The 22,211-nt window shown below is 45.0% G+C and carries 15 protein-coding genes; 6 read left to right on the top strand and 9 right to left on the bottom strand.

The window, feature by feature from the left end; genetic code table 11:
• Positions 1–112 precede the first annotated feature (112 nt).
• A complete protein-coding gene (locus AC1DXF_RS09295; protein ID WP_477448032.1) occupies positions 113–553 on the top strand; it encodes an Hsp20/alpha crystallin family protein in 441 nt (146 codons plus the stop codon).
• A gap of 153 nt (positions 554–706) precedes the next feature.
• Here AC1DXF_RS09295 and AC1DXF_RS09290 read toward each other — a convergent pair whose 3' ends face one another.
• The 3 genes from AC1DXF_RS09290 to AC1DXF_RS09280 form a co-directional block, all read right to left on the bottom strand.
• Positions 707–2,044 carry a histidine-type phosphatase gene (locus AC1DXF_RS09290; RefSeq protein ID WP_477448031.1) on the bottom strand — a complete coding sequence of 446 codons (1,338 nt, stop codon included), beginning with the start codon at positions 2,042–2,044 and terminating at the stop codon, positions 707–709.
• 92 nt (positions 2,045–2,136) lie between these two features.
• Positions 2,137–3,519, bottom strand: a complete 1,383-nt coding sequence (locus tag AC1DXF_RS09285; protein ID WP_477448030.1) for a hypothetical protein — start codon at positions 3,517–3,519, stop codon at positions 2,137–2,139.
• Positions 3,520–3,530: 11 nt separating this feature from the next.
• On the bottom strand, positions 3,531–6,308 hold the full coding sequence (locus AC1DXF_RS09280; RefSeq protein ID WP_477448029.1) for a TonB-dependent receptor: 2,778 nt from the start codon (positions 6,306–6,308) through the stop codon (positions 3,531–3,533).
• A 557-nt stretch (positions 6,309–6,865) separates the two neighbouring features.
• Between AC1DXF_RS09280 and AC1DXF_RS09275 the strand changes: the two genes are divergently transcribed.
• Positions 6,866–8,020, top strand: coding sequence for a homogentisate 1,2-dioxygenase (locus AC1DXF_RS09275; RefSeq protein WP_477448028.1), 1,155 nt, complete (start codon positions 6,866–6,868; stop codon positions 8,018–8,020).
• 153 nt (positions 8,021–8,173) lie between these two features.
• The gene (hppD, locus tag AC1DXF_RS09270) at positions 8,174–9,298 is read left to right on the top strand and encodes a 4-hydroxyphenylpyruvate dioxygenase (protein WP_477448027.1); all 1,125 of its coding nucleotides are present in this window, start codon (positions 8,174–8,176) and stop codon (positions 9,296–9,298) included.
• 70 nt (positions 9,299–9,368) lie between these two features.
• Here the strand turns inward: hppD and AC1DXF_RS09265 are convergent, their stop codons facing one another.
• The 6 genes from AC1DXF_RS09265 to AC1DXF_RS09240 form a co-directional block, all read right to left on the bottom strand.
• A complete protein-coding gene (locus AC1DXF_RS09265) occupies positions 9,369–9,974 on the bottom strand; it encodes a hypothetical protein (protein ID WP_477448026.1) in 606 nt (201 codons plus the stop codon).
• 88 nt (positions 9,975–10,062) lie between these two features.
• Complete coding sequence (locus AC1DXF_RS09260; protein WP_477448025.1) at positions 10,063–10,665, bottom strand: hypothetical protein; 603 nt, start codon at positions 10,663–10,665, stop codon at positions 10,063–10,065.
• A 148-nt stretch (positions 10,666–10,813) separates the two neighbouring features.
• A complete protein-coding gene (locus AC1DXF_RS09255) occupies positions 10,814–11,428 on the bottom strand; it encodes a hypothetical protein (RefSeq protein ID WP_477448024.1) in 615 nt (204 codons plus the stop codon).
• 51 nt (positions 11,429–11,479) lie between these two features.
• Positions 11,480–12,184: an ATP-binding cassette domain-containing protein gene (locus AC1DXF_RS09250; RefSeq protein WP_477448023.1), complete on the bottom strand. Its 705-nt coding sequence runs from the start codon at positions 12,182–12,184 to the stop codon at positions 11,480–11,482.
• Positions 12,185–12,509: 325 nt separating this feature from the next.
• Positions 12,510–13,178, bottom strand: a complete 669-nt coding sequence (locus AC1DXF_RS09245; protein ID WP_477448022.1) for a flavodoxin reductase — start codon at positions 13,176–13,178, stop codon at positions 12,510–12,512.
• A 114-nt stretch (positions 13,179–13,292) separates the two neighbouring features.
• Complete coding sequence (locus AC1DXF_RS09240) at positions 13,293–15,893, bottom strand: T9SS type B sorting domain-containing protein (protein WP_477448021.1); 2,601 nt, start codon at positions 15,891–15,893, stop codon at positions 13,293–13,295.
• Positions 15,894–17,398: 1,505 nt separating this feature from the next.
• On the opposite strand from AC1DXF_RS09240, the gene AC1DXF_RS09235 reads away from it, so the two are divergent.
• The 3 genes from AC1DXF_RS09235 (at position 17,399) to AC1DXF_RS09225 (ending at position 22,056) form a co-directional block, all read left to right on the top strand.
• On the top strand, positions 17,399–17,656 hold the full coding sequence (locus tag AC1DXF_RS09235; protein ID WP_477448020.1) for a hypothetical protein: 258 nt from the start codon (positions 17,399–17,401) through the stop codon (positions 17,654–17,656).
• A 351-nt stretch (positions 17,657–18,007) separates the two neighbouring features.
• The gene (locus tag AC1DXF_RS09230; protein ID WP_477448019.1) at positions 18,008–19,489 is read left to right on the top strand and encodes a glycine--tRNA ligase; all 1,482 of its coding nucleotides are present in this window, start codon (positions 18,008–18,010) and stop codon (positions 19,487–19,489) included.
• A 119-nt stretch (positions 19,490–19,608) separates the two neighbouring features.
• The gene (locus AC1DXF_RS09225) at positions 19,609–22,056 is read left to right on the top strand and encodes a bifunctional YncE family protein/alkaline phosphatase family protein (RefSeq protein WP_477448018.1); all 2,448 of its coding nucleotides are present in this window, start codon (positions 19,609–19,611) and stop codon (positions 22,054–22,056) included.
• Positions 22,057–22,211 lie beyond the last annotated feature (155 nt).

The following is a 22,211-nucleotide window of genomic DNA, read 5'->3' as shown; positions in this document are numbered from 1 at the left end:
CAGGCTGCGTTGGCGTCTGGCATTTTAATTGTTAAGTTAGTATCAGAACGCGAAGTTCTGAAGTTTAATTAATTACAAGTTCAATCATTAAATTTATTTAGGAGGACAACACATGACATTGGTTAAATTTAATCCCGAAAAAAGGAACAATTCACTACTGCCCGGCTTTAGTGATGTTTTTGATTCTATTTTTAACGACACTTTTTTAAACGACCGTATGGTGGCCCGCGTGCCTGCCGCTAACATTAGCGAAACAGCCGAAAATTACCATATTGAACTGGCAGCGCCCGGCTTAAAAAAAGAAGATTTTAAACTAAACATTGACCGCAACGTATTGAGCATTTCTGTTGAACAAGTATCAGAAAGCAATAACGAGAAAAAGAACTACAGCAAGCGCGAGTACAGTTACAGTTCATTCGTGAGGTCATTTACCCTTCCCGAAAGTGCCGATGACAGCCGTATTGAAGCTACTTACACCGATGGCGTACTTAAGGTAGACATTGCCAAAAAAGAAGAAGCCAAATCTGTAAGCAGGCAAATTGAAATTAAATAACATGTTCTGATTTATAGTTTAAGAGCCTCCTGTATAAGGGGGCTTTTTTTTATATATTTTTACTTGACCTCTCTGGCCAAAAAAAGACCCGAAAACTGCAGAAGTTAATTTAACCCTTAGGATAACGGCGGCGGGCCCTGAGCGGACAAAAAGCTATTTTAACTCCTTTAAAAACGCAGTGGCATCATCGCCCAACTTATGATTAAGCTTAGCCAGTTTAGCAAGGTATAACTGCCGCACATCGGCCCATTTGTAATATGGGAAACCTGTTTTTAACCCGCTGATATGCGCTTCCTTCTCGTTCAGCAGTATCATGACCAGGTAATTTGCCGATCCCTTCTTTTTATAAAATACCCATTGGATATTTGAGCTTAGCGGGGCTACGTTTGAGGCCCGCCAGGCGGCATCAAACTGATTGATATCAGGTGATACCTTATCGGCCCCCCTAATCCCCAACAATGCCGCAAACGGCGAAATAGTTTCGGCATGTGCAAAACGGAAATTGGCATTATATGCTCCGGTTTTTATAAAATCATCCGTTGTGGTAATAAAATTGGCTAATAAAGGAGCTGCGATAATCACCTGTATACCATTGGGTTTTACACCAGGGCCTTTTACCAAAAAATCTTCAACAGCATCGGTACGACCTAATGCCTTCAATTCATCGCAGGTAAAAAATTGGGTAAAGTCAAGATCTTTCACTTCGAGATTTTTTTGCTTGATTTCCTCCTTTAACGAGTATACGATAGTGGCAAATCCCCAGATATCGCTCACCATTTTATCTGCCCATTTTTTGTCCTGTAATTTCAGAAAGGCCGGCTTAAAAAGCCTGGTGGTTATATTTTTGTTGATGTTGTCAATATGTTCGGCTTTGGTAATAACTGCTTTGTATTTTTCCCATTCGGTACCATCCTTATAAGCAGTGTAAGCCGGCGATTCGTCATAAAAACGCAGGTTTACATCATCGTTGGCTTCAGTTATTTGCGCCGAATCTTTCAAGGCCACTTTCAACCCCGACAAAAATGCATCGGCACTTTGTTTAGTGCGTACCTCTTTGGTAAAAGTAACATTCAGTTTGGGGCCGCCGGCAAATACATTACTATAGCTGTGATGCATCCTATCCCCTATTTGCCGCAGTTCGGCACGGCCCTCGGCAGATATGGATTTGATGTTGCCTTTCTCAACCTTTTGCAGATTAAGCACCATTTGTTTAAGCAGCCTGCCTTTTTCGGTAAGCATGCCGGCGCTATCGGCTTTTAATAAAATGGCATATATAGCGGTGGTATTAACATCTTTGGTTAAATGCCTTGCCCCGTGCCTGCCCACATGGTTAATAAACACTGGCTGGTAACCTTTGGGCACAGGCGTATATTTAGTAATCGGCGCTTTATACAAGGTTTTGGTCCCCAAAAAAGCAGTACCACAATCCTGGGCATGGGCAGTGAAGGCTGATGCCGTAATAAGCAGAAGATATAAGAAGGCTTTTTTCATGGCTTGTATATAATTAACAAACCCTCCCTAAAAGGGAGGGCTTAAAAATACTAATTAAAAGTCTCCCCTACCGGGGGAGATTTAGAGGGGGCTTAATGCTGGTTACCCGTAAAGTCATTTTGATAAGCGCCCGCGTCTTTACCCGGAGGGGTAATATCTGTACCGTAAGTACCGGTTGCGGTTACCGCGTGCATTGGTGTAAAATCAGTTTTGCCCGCCTTAAGCGCTTTCGACGTTGATTTTAACCTGAAGTTTGATGTACCAACCATTACCGCGGCCGGTGTCTGTAATGACACCGTCATCGGGCCCGGGTTGGCCGTATAATCAAAAGCAGTAAGATCGTAGCCATAAAACGCAGGATCGTTATCTTTTGGTGTTGCTGAATGTACATCAGCCGACTGAAAAGTTGATACGCCATCAGCTGCATTAAACAGGTCTACAATTTTTTGGGTTTGTCCGTAATAATATTGATTGTTGTACTTAATGTTGATTAAATCCGCATCGCTTGTTAAACGCAGGCCAAACCGGCAGTTGGCGATAATATTGTTATAAACCGTTCCGCGTGCAGCCTTTTCAAAGTTAATAGAGCCGCCACGACCAGATTTTGTTTGCCTGAAACCGCAGTTAACCATGGTGTTGTTGTACATGTTAACATTGGTTTGGGTGCCCGAGCTGCCGGCGTCAGATGCCTTTAACGCGTTGGTTGCAGCGCCTATCATGAAGTTATAAGCCAAATCGCCACGGGTGCCGCTTTTCATGTTAAAAAACTCTCCGCCCGATTGTCCGCAAAGCTCAAAGGTGTTCCGCATTACGCTGATTTTGCCACCTGCCACCCTGATGGCATCATCCTTGGCGCCAAATACCCACGAATCTTCCAAAATAAAGTTCCTGTTGATGTTGGCAAAATAGATGATATACCTTGGGTCTCCGCTGGAGTAAATGCCTGTTTCGTTACCGCTTGCGGGGCCGCCCGCAAATTCAAGGTGTGTCCATTTAATAATCAAATCGCCACCTGGGGTAGCACTTTTTGATGAAGGGTCGGGCCAGCAAACAATACCTCCCCACCATCCTTTAAAAACGTCGGTGTAGTTTTGCGCATTTGCTTCAGTGTGATAAGTACCGGCATTTTGTACGGTTATATAGTTAGGTTTATCTTTTGTGCCCAGGCTGATAAAAGTACCGTGCATGATAATCTCCGGCGCTGTTTGGTAGGTTTTGCCATCGCCTATGGCTATTAGCTTTACACCGGCCTCCATTTGCAGGGTATCACCTTCGTTTACAGTAATATCGGTTTTAAAATAATAAGTTTTGCCGCTAAGCATAGTGCCTTTTACAGCCCCTTTAAGGGTATCAGAAGTAATACCGTTACTTACCTGGTGCAATGGTGGCGAAATAATTGCCAGTTCGGCTTTATGGCATGCACTTAGCGCTAATAGCGTAAGGCATGCAAAATATATTTTGTTTAAGCTTTTCATCTTTAATATCATTATAATTTATACCGTAAACCAAGTATGTAATATTGTTTGTAAAGGTCTTTCCGTACAGCTGTGTTTTCGCCTGCTTTTTGTAGCTCAACATTCACAGCGTCTGTTGGGTAAGGCCTCCTGATCTCTAATTCATAGGGGGTATTCAACAGGTTGGTTGCCTTAGCATACACATACAGGTTACCAAACAAGCGTTTATCGGCCGATAGGTCAAGCGTTGTAAAACCTTTTTGCCAGATATCATTATTCAGATATGGCGATACCGTATTTAATCTTGCACCGGTGTATACAAATGACAATTGTGCATTAAGCCCGTTTTTAACGCTGCGGTACAGTAATGAAAGGTTACCAATATTTTTTGACTGGCCCTGTAACGAACGCGTTTGCTGTACGGTACGGTGTGTTACCTGTCCCTGGTCGTTACGATAATCCTCTTCTTTATCTGTTGTTATTTTAGAGTTTGTATAGGTGTAGTTTGCACGGATGCCAAAGCTTCTGAAATATTTGGTATAATCAACCTCAAAGCCGTAGTTATGGGCGTTACCAAAGTTTTCCGGCCTTAATACATAGCTTGTTCCCGATTTTTCGATGGCGTATTCAACCGGGTTGTTTATTGATTTGTAAAACACACCCACCAATAACTGGTCAAGCGCCTTAGGGAACAGTTCGTAACGTAAGTCGAAGTTTTCGGCGGTGATCCGTTTCAGGTTCGGGTTACCTAATTCGTCATAAAGGGCATCCGGGTCGCCGGCTGTATGCGGTACCAGTTCGTAAAAATTTGGACGGCTGATGGCCGAGTAATACGACAGGCGCAGATCCTGTTTTTCATTAAACTGATATTTAAAGTTTAGGCTTGGTAGTAAATCATAATATCTGATAGTTCCGTCTTTACCTTCTACCGAAGCATCAGCCTGTGTATGCCAGGCCTGGCTGGTATGCTCATACCTTAAGCCGGCAATAGTTGATAATTTACCTGCGGTAAACTTAACCTGGCCATATCCGGCGCCAACCTTCTCGGTAAAATCGTAATTAAGCGCATTGGTTGGCGTACCCTGGGTATTAAATAAATCGAAAGTGTTTAAATCAACGTTGCCGTTGAATGTTTGAGCGGTGTTTGCGGCGCCTGGCCTCAGGTCGTACTCGTCGTAGCTGCTGTGCCTTGTTTTATCGCGGTACATACCACCTGCGCTTAATTCAAATTTAGTATCGAACAAAGTTGGTGTGTAAATAAAATTAAGGAAACCCGTTTTATCCTCATCAGAGTTTTTGGTGAATGTGCGGCTTTGGGCTTTATTGGCATCAAAAGTAAATGGCGCCTGTACAATAGTACCGTCTGATTGAACGTTACGGCCGGTGTTCAGGTTAAGTTCGGCCCTATCGGGTTCATTGGCGGTAGCTTTTGAGTAAACGGCCGTCCAGTTGATACTGAAATTATCGTTCAACCTATGATCGCCATGTAAATTGCCGTTTTTTATGGTTTGTATCGTCCTGTCGCTGCGGTAGGTTTGGCCTACGCGGCCGGTACCAATACCTGCACGGCCAAGCTCTAAACTGGTATCCGAGCTAAACCTGTAGGTGTTTTGCGCAAGATTGATGTAATCCAGGTCGAGGGTAATCTTATTGGCATTGTTGATACGGTAATCAAACTTGGTGATAACACCCGTGCGCTGTTGCTGAATGTTGTAATTACGTTTTTCAATATCGGTAACCAGCGGCTCGTTGTTTGCCGGGTTAACCTCGGTGCTAAAAAATGTGCCGTTGGTTTGCCTGTAGGTGTTTTGATAGCTTAACGATAACAACGCGCCAAACTTTTTATTGGCGCTGCGGCCGCCTATGCTTAAGCCTGCTATGGTAGCCAAAGGCACCTTATTTTCGCTATAATGGAATGGCGCAGTTGTAAAATCGGCGCCGGTAGCTATACGGCCATCGGCACGCGGCGAAGTTTGCAAACTACCGCTATGATTAAATTTGGTAAAGCCTTTGTTAAAAAAATTGGCCGCCAAACCCGTACCCAGGTTGGCACGAACGGTGAAATCATCAGGCGCATCTTTTAACACAAGGTTTATAGCGCCGCCAATAGCATCGCCTTCCATATTGGCTGTAAGCGATTTGGAAACCTCTAAACGGTCAACAATATCTGCCGGGAAAATATCAAGCGGCACATAACGGTTTTTATTATCGGGACTGGGGATTTTAACGCCATTTACCAATGTATACTGGTAGCGCGCATCCATACCGCGAATGATAGCGTATTGTGCCTCGCCGTTGTTACTGCGATCAACCGATACGCCCGATACACGTTGGGTAACGTTGGCGATGGTGATGTCGGGCGATGCCTCAATTGTGCGTGCCGATACCACGTTTAACAAAGCCGGCGACCTGCGCTGAGCGGTGGTTGCCGATTGATCGGTACTTTTATCGGTGCGGCCATTTATGGCTACTTCGTTTAAAGCGTGTTCCTTTGTTTTTAAAGATAATTTAACATTTGCAATGGCGCCATCCTGTACGGTAACATTGGCTTCATCATCCTCAAAAGAAATGTAGTTCGCTTCAACTTCGTAAGTACCTGCGGGTACATTTTTAAACACAAAAGTACCATCGAGGCCAACGCCGGTTGATGCTTTGAAGCCTTTATCTTTACTTTTTAATTTAACGGTAGCGCCAACCAGGGGTTCGCCTGTTTTTCTGTCAGTAACGGTTCCTTTAATGGTACCACTTGCAAAAGCAAAACTGCTGATGACAAACTGGAAAATAATTAACAGGGGTAGGAGTTTCTTCATTATGATGGGGATTAAAAATCCCTGCAAAGAAACCCCGGCGGTTTAATGATTAAATAAACCCATGATTAACATATTGTTAAGCAAGGTTAAAAAAACAACAATAAATCGCTTTTTGCGTAACAAAATCGTTTCAATTTCAAAAATTGAAAAAAGAATTCTGATTTATCAGCTAACACATTTTTTGCTTTCCGGCCTGGCTAAGCTATTTCCACACCACATTGCAAAGTAGCCGGCTAAGCCAATCAACCACAGTTCAAACTAAAATTTGCATTGCAATACTAAAGCACCTAACTTCGTATTAAATAAACCATGAGCATACAAAAGCACTTTTACTTTTCCCTGGGGCTTACCTCCATGAGCGATGCATCATCGTTTAGGGATGCTATGCTGGCCAAAGCTGTGCTGGCCCAATACTAACTTCGTTCCCTCCTCTTCTTTTTTATCTGTTGCCAAAGCCGGTTTAGCTTCATATGGCTCATTCGCGCTATAAGCATATTTAAAACTTCCGAAACTATCCTGGTACTTCAAACGTTTTATTATCAACCAATTAAAACAACATGCCTGTATATCATTCATTAGGAGCGATTCCGCCTAAAAGGCATACGCAGTTCCGTAAGCCCGATGGTACTTTATATGCCGAAGAACTGGTGTCTACCGAAGGTTTTTCAAGCCTTTACTCGTTGGTTTACCATGCTTACCCCCCTACCATTGTTAAAACTTTGGGCGAGCCGTACAGCGTTGAACCTAAAATAGCCCGCGAAAAACACCTGAAGCACACCAGCCTTATTGGCTTTAATGTACCGCCCGAAGATGATTACCTGCAAAGCCGTAAACCTGTACTGGTAAACAGCGATCTGCATATTTCCCTGGCCGCGCCACGCCAAAGCATGACCAATTATTTTTACAAAAACAGCCAGGCCGACGAGGTGGTGTTTATTCACGAAGGCACGGGCACTTTAAAAACCGGGTTCGGTAATATCAAATTTGGCTATGGCGATTACCTGGTAATACCACGTGGCACCATTTACCAGATGGAGTTTGACAGCACAGCAAACCGATTGTTCATCATCGAAAGCTTTAGCCCGATACGAGCGCCCAAACGCTACCGTAACCAGTACGGCCAACTGATGGAACATTCGCCCTATTGCGAGCGCGATATCAAACGCCCGGCCGGCCTGGAAACCCATGATGAGCATGGAGATTTCAAGATCCTGATTAAAAAACAGGGGCTTATTTATCCTTATGTCTACGGCACACACCCATTTGATTTTATTGGCTGGGATGGTTTCCATTACCCGTGGGCCTTATCTATTCATGATTTTGAACCGATAACAGGCCGCCTGCACCAGCCACCGCCGGTACATCAAACATTTGAAGGTAACAACTTCGTGATCTGCTCCTTTGTGCCCCGTAAGTATGATTATCACCCACTGTCTATCCCCGCCCCGTATAACCACAGCAATGTAGACAGCGACGAGGTTTTATATTATGTAGATGGCGATTTTATGAGCCGTAAAAGCGTAGTTAAAGGCCAGATAACCCTACACCCCGGCGGCATCCCGCATGGCCCGCACCCAGGCTCGGTCGAAAAATCGATAGGAAAAGAATCAACCGACGAACTTGCCGTGATGATTGACCCCTTCAGACCGTTGATGCTTACGGAAGATGCCATAAAGATTGAGGATGAAAATTATTACAAAAGCTGGCAGTAGCCAGGTAAAAGGTGAAAGGCAAAAGGCGAAAGGTAAAAGCTGAAAGGTAAGCCCCCACTTCAAATCAATAATTCAATAACTCACTAATTCACCAATTAGGTAAGCCCCCTTTTCAAATCACTAATTCACTAACTCACTAATTCACTAATTAAAATGCACACACAAACCATAGATAAACCAACAACCTCAACCGATTTTTTACCGCTTAACGGTACCGATTATGTTGAGTTTTATGTGGGTAATGCCAAGCAGGCCGCCCATTATTATAAAACTGCCTTCGGCTTTCAGTCGCTGGCTTATGCCGGGCCTGAAACCGGTTTGCGCGACAGGGCATCCTATGTATTGCAACAGGGCAAAATCAGGCTGGTATTAACTACCCCTTTGCACTCCGACCACCCTATTGCCGAGCATATCAAAAAGCATGGCGATGGTGTAAAAGTATTGGCCCTTTGGGTTGATGATGCTTACGATGCCTTTGAGCAAACCACCAGCCGCGGCGCCGAACCTTACCAGCAGCCACAAACCTTGCGCGATGAATATGGCGAGGTACGCACCAGCGGCATTAAGCTTTATGGCGAAACCGTTCACCTTTTTGTAGAACGTAAAAACTACAAGGGTCTATTTTTGCCCGGCTATCAAAAACTGGAAACCAGCTATAACCCAACCGAGACCGGTTTATTATACGTTGACCATTGCGTGGGCAACGTTGGCTGGCATAAAATGAACGAGTGGGTTAATTTTTATGAGGAAGTGCTGGGCTTTAAAAACATTTTAACCTTTGATGATAAAATGATCTCGACCGAGTACTCGGCCCTGATGAGCAAGGTGATGAGCAACGGTAACGGCTATGTGAAATTCCCCATCAATGAACCGGCCGAGGGTAAAAAGAAATCGCAGATTGAAGAGTACCTGGAGTTTTATGAGGGTGAGGGCGTACAACACCTGGCCCTGGCCACCCACGATATTGTAGCCACTGTTACCGAACTGCAAAACCGCGGCGTAGAGTTTTTAACCGTCCCCACCTCCTACTACGACGAGCTTACCGACAGGGTTGGCCATATAGACGAAGACCTGGAACCTCTTAAAAAACTGGGCATATTGGTTGACAGGGACGACGAAGGTTACCTGCTGCAAATTTTCACTAAACCTATTGAAGACAGACCTACCCTTTTCTTCGAGATCATCCAGCGTAAAGGTGCCAAATCATTCGGCGCCGGCAATTTCAAGGCACTGTTTGAAGCCATTGAACGGGAACAGGATTTGAGGGGGAACCTTTAAAGCTGAAAGCAGAATGCTGAAGGCTTAAAGCAACTATAGCGATCTGTGCCTTCACAGATCGCTATTAAAATCAATAAGCTATGCTAAATACCGCACGCACCGCTATTTGATTGTAACTGCCATAATTGCTAAACTCATTGGGCTGGGAATCTTCGGGGCGGGTTTCGTACCCCAGGCTTAAATCCAGCCCATATTTTTTTGATGCTTTAAATCTGAAGGCGTAACCAATGTTGGGCGCTATAACCAGGGCCACTTTTTTGCCTGTGTAATTACTGTGGCTTTCATTTAAATTGAACGATACGCCTGCATTGCCTTCAACAAAAAAGTTACCATCCATATATACCCTTACACCTAATTCAACGGGGGCAAACGAGGCAATATGTGCGTCTCCGTCAAAACTGTTATCATAATTACGCCTATCATTGAAATAGGCAGCCTCTGACAGTATAAATGTGTAAGCCGCCGAAGCCATGATACTAACCGGGGTTGATTTGATAGGAAATTCGAATTTAACACCAAAACCACTGGCTACAGGGTAGTTATCGCTATGCGGCCCCACGGTGGCCCCCAGGTTGAAGCCAACTGCAACCCTCGGTGGCCTGGTATCGTTGGTTTGTGCCATTGTTGTAAAGGAGGTAACCGCTAAGATCAACAGGGTGAATAATTTTTTTTTCATGTGATAAGATTAATATATGGATTACCTCCCAATGAGAGAATTTTAAGGAATTAAACCAGAAAGCTAAACCCTGCAATCAGCAGTTATTTTAAAACGTGTATTTATAGGAAAAGCCGATACCTATTTGCCCCATTTTAAAATCCGAGTCGATGTTTTTATAGCCACGCTCGTACCGGAAACCAATATCGAGTGCGTGGTGAACACCAAACGGAACCGCCGCGCCGGCACCCCCCGAATATATAAACGAAGCATTAGCCCGGTCACCAATTTTTACGGCATCGCCTGCTTCGGCACTAACAAACAGGCATTTTACAAAGTAATACCTCAGCCCAGCCTTTAAGGGAACATATTTATACGGCGGCGGGCTACCTGGATTAGACGGACCTGCATAATTGCCCAACTGGGTTGGTGTAGCATATAAATACGTCACGTTGGAGTGATAAACCACGTACCCTACACTTGCCGTGGCATGCAAAACAGAGGTTAACGGAAACTCGGCCCTCATCATCCCGCCCAAACCGTCCTGGTAAATATCGCGGGTGTGTACAGAGTTAGGGTGATCGGCATTGATGGGTATGCCTACATCGGGCCCGATGCTGATGCTCATTTTACTGCCCGATTGCGCGCAAACCCTACTTGAAGCCGCGCAAACCATCAACAATATAAAAAGACGGATATATTTAACTGCCATACAGATTTCAGGTTTATAATAATTACGCATACAGATTGTTAAACGCTACAACGTGAAGCTATTAATATTTTTTATGAATTGATTTTTCATTCAAACAAAAAGCCCCGGCAAATTAATCGCCGGGGCCGTTTATTAAATCTTTTCGATATTACAATCCTAAGCTGAAAGCTACGTGGAATGCAACCAGGTTATAGCTGCCATATTTATTGATATAAGGACTAACTAACGAATAATCGGAAGGTTCTTTACTGCTTTCCAGCCTTGTTTCGTATGACAGGCTTAAATCAAGCCCAATCTTTTGCTCCGATCCGAACCTGAAACCATAACCAATACTTGGCGAAAGTATAGGTGCTACCTTTTTGGCAGTATATGCTTTAGCCGAGTTAAGGTTAAACGATGCACCCACATCGCCTTCAAAAAAAAGCTTGCCGGAATATATTCTGGCACCTACCATAACTGGCACAAATGAAGCAATTGCGCCGGAGGTATAACTATCTCCATTGGTATATTGTGCAGAGTATCCGTCTTTTGATACATAAAATTGGTAGGCGGTAGATGCGGTGATACATACCGGGCTTGATGCAATTGGATATTCAAGTTTCAAGGCTACACTTCCTGCAGCAGGAAGGCCGGAAGATTGTGGGCCAACGGTAGCGCCAACACCAAAACCTGCGCTAAACCTTGGTAAAAGTTCATCGTCCTGTGCTTTAACAGTAAGTACGGCGCTAAATAAAATAAAAACGGCGAGTAATGTTTTTTTCATGTTTATTATGATAAGGTTAATTATTGGGCGAAAGTAAAATATTTACACCAATTAGTTGGTAAGGCTGATAAATATTTTTTCCAGCGTTTTATTATTGTTTTTTTCCCGTAGCCCCTGCAGGGTGTCATCAGCAACTATTTTGCCTTTGTTAATAATAATCACCTTATCGCAAACGGCTTCTACCTCCTGCATAATATGGGTAGATAGGATGATGGTTTTGGTTTTACCCAAATCGGTAATTAACCGGCGGATTCCTATCAGTTGGTTAGGATCCAGGCCGGAGGTTGGTTCATCTAAAATCAGCACATCGGGGTTGTGCAATATGGCCTGGGCAAGGCCAACGCGCTGGCGATAACCTTTGGATAGCTGGCCTATTTTCTTATGCTGCTCGGGGCCAAGGCCGGTTTGTTCAATCACCTCGGCAATGCGTGCTTCGGGTTGGGCCATTTTGTGGATACCTGCTATAAACGCCAATGATTCCTTTACGTACATATCAAGGTATAGCGGGTTGCTCTCGGGCAGGTAGCCAATATGTTTGCGTACATCTAATGACTGCCCCGCCACATCAAACCCGCAAACCGATGCCGTACCCGATGTTTGGGGGATAAAGCCGGTAAGTATTTTCATGGTGGTTGATTTACCCGCCCCGTTAGGTCCCAAAAAACCCAGCACACCTGTTTCGGCAGTAAAGCTGATGCCATCAACTGCCTTTTGCTCGCCGTAAATTTTTGTCAATGCTTCTACCCGGATACTCATACCCCAAATGTAAAAGAGTATTTCGGATTTCGGAATTTCGATTTCGGATTTTTTGGGGTGTCCGTCCGTCTGGAGGTGACCAACACTGTGGACGGTTTGGTTCATGGATTGATGGATCATGGTTCATAGTTCATGGCTGTTGGAAGACCTGGCAGATTATATTTTGTTCATGGATCATGGTTCATGGTTCATAGCCGAAGATTGCAGAAAGGTGGCGACAGTTTCAAATTCCACTGAGGCTATGAACTATGATCCATGAACCATCAACCATGAACTACGAACCATGATCCATGAACTATCAACCATGAACCATGAACCAAAAACCCTACCGCTCAAACACCACCGAATCGGCATCTGCACCCATCCTGGTTAAAATACCGTTAATCTGCTCCACCATCGCATCCGGGCCGCAAACGTAAAAGTGTTTGGTAAAATCGCTTACTTCGGCTTTTAGAAAAGCTTCGTCAATACGGCGGGTATCATGGATGCTGTCCTTTTGGCTGCTTATCAAAAATACGGCATCGGCGCCAAGCATACTTTTCAGTTCATCTGCAAGTATAATGTCGCTATCTGTTTTGTTACTGAAAAACAGTTTGTTTCCTGCCAGCTTTCCTTTCTGGTTCAACTCCCTCAAAATGGCAATAAACGGGGTAATGCCCGCACCGCCCGCTATAAAGTAACCGGGGCCTTTATATTCAATAGCGCCCCAGGCATCGCGTAGTATCAGCTCATCGCCTGCGGCTAATTTGCTTAACTGGTTGGTTACGCCCTCGGCACTATCCGGGTATATTTTAATGGTGAACTCCAGGTAAGGGTCGGTGGTTAGGCACGTAAAGGTAAAAGGGTTCTTCTTATCCTTCCAGGTGGGTTGGTTTACAGATAGTTCGGTAGCCTGCCCGGGTGTAAAGGTGAACCCATTGGGTTTTTCGAGCCTGAACTGTTTTACATTATGGGTTACATATTGGGTTGATATGATTTTTACTACGGTTTCCATGGCTTACAGCATTGGTGTTACAGTAAAATAAACTTTTGAGCATTAAGTTTTAACAAATCAAATATCGGTGCTTTTAAAAAAATTAACTATAGAAGGTAGCTGTCAAACACCAGGCTATCTAAGGATAGTAACCGGTCCGGATAACTTACTTCCCCCGTTTTTGGGGTCGATAATGTAATAGTACGTGCCCGATGGTAAAAGCTGGCCATTTATACTGCCGTCCCAGGGGTGCTGATAGCCAACAGAATAAAATACCCTTATGCCATACCTGTTATAAACATTTACTGTGCAATCGGGCAAGGGCAGTAAATCGGTTATACTCCAAACATCATTAGCCCCATCGCCGTTTGGCGTAAAAGCGTTAGGTACAAAAAACAGCTCACTATTTTGAGGCAATATGGAAACCGTTATTGAATTAGACGTTGCTGATGGGTTGATAACGCACTTGCCACCCGAAACCATGGTACAGGTAACTACATCGCCATTTAACAAAAGCCGGGAGGTAAAGTTGGTGCTGTTGGTGCCCTCACTTTCACCGTTTACCTGCCAGGAATACACCGGAATATCTTGTACGTTGGTTGATGGAATTGCCGTGAATGTAATTGGCGTACCAAAAGCAACCGCGCCGGTGGCTGATGATGTGATGGTTACCGAAGTTGTGTTATTAGCATCGGCAGCCAATGTAGCCGGGGTCGATACAGGCGAAGAAACCGGAACACAGCCATCATTATTAGTTACTACACAAGTAATCTGGTCGCCGGTTTTCAGGGTACTGCTGGTATAGGTATCACCATTATCGCCACTATTTATTCCGTTAAGTTGCCACTGATAAGTGGGGTGGCCTCCCTGGTTAGCAGCTATCGCGGTATATGTAACAGATGTGCCGTCGCAGCTGCTAAAAAAATCGGGCGTAATTTTTACCGATGGCTTAACCAATGGCTCAACAGTTAATATTTGCGATACCGGCGTAGCCGCGTTATATAAATTGTTGCCGCTTTGCGAAACTTCAATAGTGGTACTGCCCGGGCCGGTAATATGAATATTACCCGTAGCCCCAACAGTAGCTACAGCAGTATTACTGCTGGAATAAGTAAGCGGAATAGTAGAATTTGAACTGACAGCGCCTGCGGCGAAATCGGCACTACACACGTTTTTAACGGCTATTGCCGGAAATGCGATAATTTGGTCCTGGGTTATGGTAAAGGTTTCTGATACCGGAGATGCATCGGTATAGCTTTCATTACCCTGCTGGTTGGCAGTAATAATGGTAACTCCTGGCGCAATTACATGAATTTGCCCGTCGGCACCCACATAAGCAACAGCAGGGTTACTGCTGGTATAAGTTATAGGAGTTTGTGTATTGGTACTGGTTGCATCGGGGTGCAAAATATTGTCCGGATCGATCCGTATAACTACCGGTGGCGGAAAGTTTATGATTGATGGTTTTAATACAATTTCGGCTACAACCTGTAAATTTAACACAGTGCTGTTGCTTCCTGTTGCATTGTAAGCCGTAACGGTATAATCTGTTGCAGGCCATAAAACTGTTGGTGTGCCGCTAATTTTGCCGGTGGTAGCATCAAAAATCAACCCGGCAGGCAGGGGCTTATCAATTGTATAGCCTGTAATAGTTATTTTTCGAACCGAGTTATTACCACTTTCGCCCAAAAACATATTGCCCTTTCCGTCCAGCACCATTCCAATTATTCCGGCAAACGAGGCCGCTGTGCCTACACCATTAGCTCGGCCCCTTGCGCCGCTACCGGCTACCACGGTTACAACACCGGTTGGCGATATTCGTTTAATGAGGTTATCCTGCTGATCGCCCACATACACATTACCAGCACCATCAGCCCTCAATTCCCGCGGAAAGTTAAACCCAGTTGCAAAGGTGCTCACTACCCCGGCGGGTGTTATCTTCCTTATTGAGCCATTTCCAGAGTCTGAAACATATAAGTTACCCTGAGTATCAAGCCCAACCGCTGTAGGCGTATTAAATGAAGCCGATAGCGGTGTTAAAGCATCGGCAGAACCCATTGCTCCGCTACCTGCATAGGTAGATACCGTTCCGTCGGGCGTAATCTTCCTGACCATATTATTTGCCTGGTCGGCAACGTAAATATTGCCCAATCCATCAACGGCCAATCCCCTGGGGCTATTAAAACTTGCCGCTTTGCCTTTACCATTTTCAGCCCCTGCAGCGCCACTGCCGGCAAACGTGGTCACGTCGGCATTCACGCTTACCTTTCTTATTAAGTTAGTGGCCTGGTCCGAAACAAAAAAATCACCTGTAGGGCCAATAACTATACCGTCCGGTTCCGAAAAACTTGCAGCCCGGCCCTTGCCATCTGCCGAACCGGCAGCACCACTGCCCGCAAATACAGACAGTTTACCGGCCGGGGTTAGTTTCTTAATTTGATTATCGCCCCAGTCTTCAATAAAAAAGTTACCGGCGTTATCCACTGCAACGCCTGTAACGGTTAAAAAAACGCTAACTGAACCATAATCCATAACAGTGCTTACCTGCCCATAGGTTGTGGCAGGCACCGCGCCACCTGTATTCGTGGGTACCAGGGTAGCTATCGGCTTATTAATTTGGTATGTATGCGGGGTGGTATACTTAATTGCCGGCGCCTGGGCAAACATAAAGCCAGGGTAAAAAAAAAGTATAATTAGTAACGCTTTAGGGGGCAACAAGGAAAAAAGCGATCGCATTTATGGTTAAATATATGATAAGGTTAAACTTTAGCTAAGGTAAGCTTTTTACCCGATATCTTGTGAAAGCGTAACCGGGCGTTGCCCACACCGGTAGAAGTGTGTGCCAGGCCATACACTCATACTGCACAGGCCTTATTCACAGGCCGGTATCCGTTTCTGTCCTTAACGCAAGCTTCCGTTAATCAATTAGCCCGTCCGTCCGTCCAGGTGTGCCACTCTTTAACATACAAATCCGGACGGGTATGGTTAAAACCAGTTTTGCCAAAAGTTTGCCTGTCTGCCCCTGTCCCTTTTTGTACGGTTCCCCCTGCGGACGGACACTACAAGAGGGCAACCATTGTTTAAGTTTAGGGGCAATAGGAATATACACAGGTATTGGCAGTGTGTTTATTAGGCAGGCATTCAATCAGCCCAGGGAAGCTATTAACCGTTTTCAGCTACAAACGGTTAACCTTTACAAGATGATGCACTTTTGAGCTGCCTCGTAGAGGCTACCAGTTTGTAGAAAACGAATTGTTTAACCTTTTTTGCTCCGCAGGAGCTACCTTTCTTCAGGATCAACTTTTAAACGCGATTTCCCTGTCCTGTTCCCGCAGGGTTTCTCCAATGCTATTAAGTTAAGGAATTTACAGGTTGCTCCACCGGAGCAAAATATTTGCAGCACTTGTAAATCAAATTTTCGCGTGCCGTAGGCATGCTTCATAAGCTCCGTACCTACTGCACGGAGCATTATTTTTCTATTTTCTCTACAAATGTTATACCCCTATGGGGTTGATAGCTTAACTTAATAGCATTGGAGAGACCCTGAGGGGACAAAAAAACGTACAGCAAGCGATTTGTTAAACACCCGATTGAATGATTTGCCCTAACCTTTTTCACTGCCCTTATTTTTTTATTGCCCTTGTTTTTATAAAAACCGCGTTTTTATAAAATACTCCTACCTACCTTAAATTTATTTAAAGTGGGGAAAGCGGGCGGATGCTTGCTATCTGGATGTTATTATGTAGTTGCCTGGTCTGTCCGTCCGCTTGGGGGCCCTGGTAGGTCCTGGACAGCTGTGGACAGGTTTGTTTGGATCGATTGGAGTGTCCGTCCGCTTAAGGTATAAGCCAATAGAGGACGGGGAGGACAAATTTAATGCTCGCTTTAAACACAACAGACCCATTACAAATATACAGAAATTTCTTTAAAATAAAGAATAAAGCCATGAAGAATCGGAGAAATCGCTTTTAAAGCGAAAGATAAAAAGGAGGCACCTACGGAGCCAAATTGTGTGGGTGGAATGTCTATAAACACGTGACTCCGCTGGAGTCGAAGGCTCCGGGTTTATAACTCCAGCGGAGTTTCGTGTTTATAGTAAAAAAAAACAATAGTTTTAGGCTCCGTAGGTGCCTCCTGTTTTAAAAGCGCTTTCCCTGCATAGAAAATTGCCTAACGGGCAACATCTCGCCTATTATTTTTTATTTACAAATCCTGTTTATCTTAGGCAGAGGCTTAACCACATGAAAAAAACAATTCCAAAATGGCTCTTAATAATTAGCAATGCAGTATTTGCTTATGTATCGGCATCGATGATAGTTAGGCTGTTAATTTTTATACTAAAATCATTTTGGGGTGTTTCGGCAAAACTGCTCACCGGCAACGGCATTAACCCGGTAAAACTGATTTTAACATTTGTATTTATATCGTTACTGGTATTTAACTACTGGCTGTTTTCTAAAATAACGCCGCGTGTATGGTTACGGTTTAGCAGGAAATAGTTTCTATTAATTATGGCGGTGAGTATCGTTAAAAGTGTCCGCCTTTGTCGTAAAAGAGTGAGGGCACCTGTGCGGACGGACGGCCCTATCGCTTCCGGGTTTTGCGTTAAGGACAGAAACGGATACCGGCCCGCGCCTAATGCCTTGTGCGCGTATGAGTGTATGGCCTGGCCCGCAGGGAACGCCATTACGAGTATCAAGTAGTAAGTATCAAGTAGCAAGACAAAAAGGGGCGATTTGACGATTAGGTTAATGGCGTGCCATATCAAAAAATCTTGATACTTGATACTAACTACTTGCTACTATTTCGCCCTTTCAGCTTTGTGCCTAAATTGTATCTTTGCAGCTATTATGAGCAAATCAACCGACGAACTTTTTAAAAATGTTATATCGCATGCCAAGGAGTATGGCTTTGTTTTCCCTTCCAGCGAAATTTATGATGGTTTAAGCGCTGTTTACGATTACGGCCAGAATGGTGCCGAGCTGAAGAACAACATTAAAACCTACTGGTGGAAAGCCATGGTGCAAATGCATGACAACATTGTTGGTATTGATAGTGCCATATTTATGCACCCCAAAATTTGGAAAGCCAGCGGCCACGTTGATGGTTTCAGCGATCCGATGATTGATAACAAGGATTCTAAAAAACGTTACCGTGCCGATCAGCTTTTGGAGGATAAGATTGACCGTTACGATAAAGACGGCAAAACCGATAAAGCCGAGCAGCTACAGCACGATATGGACGAGGCCCTTAAAAACGAGGACCTGCCCCGTTTAAAGGAATTGATTATTGAGCATGAAATTGCCTGCCCGGTTAGCGGCACCCGCAACTGGACGGATGTACGCCAGTTTAACCTGATGTTCAGCACCCAAATGGGCGCCGTAGCTGATGATGCCGATGTGGTTTACCTTCGCCCGGAAACCGCTCAGGGTATTTTTGTAAACTATTTAAACGTGCAAAAATCGGGCAGGATGAAAATCCCTTTCGGTATTGCGCAAATAGGCAAGGCTTTCCGTAACGAGGTTATTGCCCGCCAGTTCATCATCCGCATGCGCGAGTTTGAGCAAATGGAGATGCAATTCTTTTTACGCCCCGGTACCGAAATGGAATGGTACGAGTACTGGAAAACAGCCCGCCTAAAATGGCACCTGGCCCTGGGTACAAATGCGGCCAAATATCGCTATCATGACCATACCAAACTGGCCCACTATGCCAACGCCGCGGTTGATATTGAGTTTGAGTTTCCGTTTGGCTTTAAAGAGGTAGAGGGTATTCATAGCCGTACAGATTTTGACCTGAGCCAGCACCAAAAATTCTCGGGCAAAAAAATGCAATATTTTGACCCCGAGGTTGACCCGGAAACCGGCAAACCATACGGTAACTATATACCTTATGTGATGGAAACCTCGATAGGTTTGGATAGGATGTTCCTGCTCACCATGATCAATGCCTTTGAAGAGGAAGACCTGAGCACCGACGAGAAACAGGATAGCCGTACCGTACTGCACCTGCACCCTTGCCTTGCGCCGGTTAAAGCCGCTATTTTCCCGCTTACCAAAAAAGATGGTTTGCCCGAGAAAGCCCGCGAAATTATGGACAGGCTTAAGGTTGATTTCAATATTCAGTACGAAGAAAAAGATGCCATTGGCAAGCGCTACCGCCGCCAGGATGCCATAGGTACGCCTTTCTGTATCACGGTTGACCACCAGAGTTTGGAGGATGATACCGTAACCATCCGCTACCGCGATACCATGGCCCAGGAACGCGTAGCCAGCGCCGACCTGGAAAAAATTATCGGCGATCAGGTAAGCTGGAAAAATTTGCTGAAGTAAAAAAACTATTACATACACAAGGCCCGCCTGCAAGCGGGCCTTTTTGTTATATTATGTTTTTGTTAACTAACACATCATGACCGATTGTTTGTTTAGTTTTGAAATACAATCATCCGGTTATGAAACAAAAGCTACTCATCGGCTTAGCTATTTTAGCATCGTCAGTTACATCGTTTGCCCAAACACCGGGCAAAATAACCCAAACAGGGCAGGTTTTATTACCCAACGGCTGGAAGCTTAGCCCGGCAGGCACATCCCTGCCCCTGGGCGATTTGCCGCTCAACATCCAGCTATCGGCCTCGGGCAAGCTGCTGGCGGTTACCAACAACGGCCAAAGCACCCAATCCATCCAACTTATCGACCCAAAAAACGAGAAGCTGCTGGATGAAAAAGTAGTAGCAAAATCATGGTACGGCCTGGCTTTTAGCCATAACGAAAAAAAATTGTATGCGTCGGGAGGCAATGATAACTGGCTGTATGTTTTCAATATAGCCGATAACAAACTGGGCAAACCCGATACTATTAAACTGGCGCCAAAATCATGGCCTAAAGACAAGGTATCGCCGAGTGGAATAGCGGTCAATAAAAGCGACACCAGGCTTTATGTGGTTACTAAAGAGGATAGCACACTTTATACTGTTAACCCCAACGATGGTAAAACATTACAACGGCTCAAGCTGCCATCGGAGGGCTATAGCTGCATCTTATCGCCAAATGAAAAAACGCTTTATATTTCTTTATGGGGATGCGGTCAGCTTGGTATTTACGATGTAGCTACCCAAACGCTTAAAACTATAAAAACAGGCAGCAACCCCAACGAATTGCTGCTGAATAAAAAAGGCAGCCTGTTGTTTGTAGCCAACGCCAATGATAACTCGGTATCGGTAATAAACACGGCAACGCGCAGGGCCCTTGAAACTATTTCTACAGCCTTATACCCAACCCATCTTACCGGCTCAACTACCAACGGCCTGGCCTTATCGGCCGATGAAAAAACGCTGTACATAGCCAATGCCGATAACAATTGCCTGGCCGTGTTTGATGTAAGCAAACCCGGCAGCAGCCGCAGTATGGGCTTTATACCCGTAGGCTGGTACCCTACCAACGTTAAAATGCTGGATAAAAAAATACTGGTAGCCAACGGCAAAGGTTTTACATCAATGGCCAACCCGCAAGGCCCGCAGCCTGTAAAAAAGGCCGATAACAGCGGCTATCAAAAGGGGGCTATCAATAGCAGGGAACAATACATTGGCGGCTTATTTAAAGGCGCACTGTCGTTTATTAATACACCATCCGTAAATGAGCTTAAGGCCTATACCAAACAGGTGTATGCCAACACGCCTTTTAACAACAAAATAGCCAAAACAGCACCGGGCGAAGAGGGCAACCCTATCCCCCGCCGGATGGGCGAAAAATCGCCTATTAAGCACGTGTTTTACATTATTAAAGAAAACCGCACTTACGACCAGGTTTTGGGCGATATGCCGCAGGGCAACGGCGATACCTCGTTGTGTATTTTTGATAAAAAAGTAACGCCCAACCACCACGCCATTGCCAGCGAGTTTGTACTGCTTGATAACTTTTATGTAGACGCGGAAGTAAGTGCGGACGGACACAACTGGAGTAACGCCGCCTACGCCACCGATTTTGTAGAGAAAACATGGCCAACCAGCTATGGTAGCCGTGGTGGTAATTACGACTACGAGGGCACCCGCAAAACAGCCTACCCCCGCGATGGCTTTATATGGGATTACTGCAAACGGGCCGGTGTAAGCTACCGCACCTACGGCGAATTTGTTACCGATGGCAACCCGGGTAAGGCCAGCCTTAAATCGTTAGAAGGGCATTACTGCACGCAGTCGCCGGGCTTTGACCTGAGTGTGAAGGATATTAAACGCGTTGAGATCTGGAAACACGATTTCGATTCGTTACTGGCGATTAACGCTGTGCCACGTTTTAACAGCGTAAGGATTGGGAACGACCATACCAGCGGACAGCGTAAAGGTGCCCTATCGCCGATAGCGGCTGTTGGGGATAATGACCAGGCAATAGGCCAGTTTATTGAACACCTGTCTAAAAGTCCCATCTGGAAAGAGTCGGTAGTGTTTATCCTGGAGGATGACGCCCAAAACGGACCCGACCACGTGGATGCACACCGCTCGCCCGTGTTTGTTGCCGGGCCGTATGTAAAACGCAATACGGTGGTACATGGTATGTACTCCACATCAGGCGTATTACGCACTATCGAACTGATATTAGGCCTGCCGCCCATGAGCCAGTACGATGCAGCCGCCATGCCCTTATATGATTGCTTTACCAGCAAAGCAGATTTTAGCCCATACGTGGCCAAAGCCGCACAGGTTGACCTGGAGCAGCGCAACGTTGCCGTAAATGAAAGCAGCCGCCGGTCTGAGCTGTTTAACCTGGCCAAAGAAGATGCCGCGCCGGATATCGATTTGAACGAAGTTATCTGGAAATTTGTTAAAGGCGAAAACTCGGTTATGCCCGCGCCAAAACGGAGCGCCTTTGTGATATTGGAGCCGAAGAAGGAAGAAGATGATGATTAGTGTTGAGTCTTGAGTTCTGAGTCTTGAGTTGTAAGTCAAGAGCTACCAAGTGTTAACTAAATTGACTTTTGACTTAGAACTTCAGGCTTTAGACTTTAAACAGGAATATATGAATTAATGGAATTTAAAAAATCTAATGTTGAAGTAATTCCTGA

The organism is Mucilaginibacter sp. P2_A5, from assembly GCF_056404995.1.
This window is presented reverse-complemented; position numbering and strand designations above follow the sequence as displayed.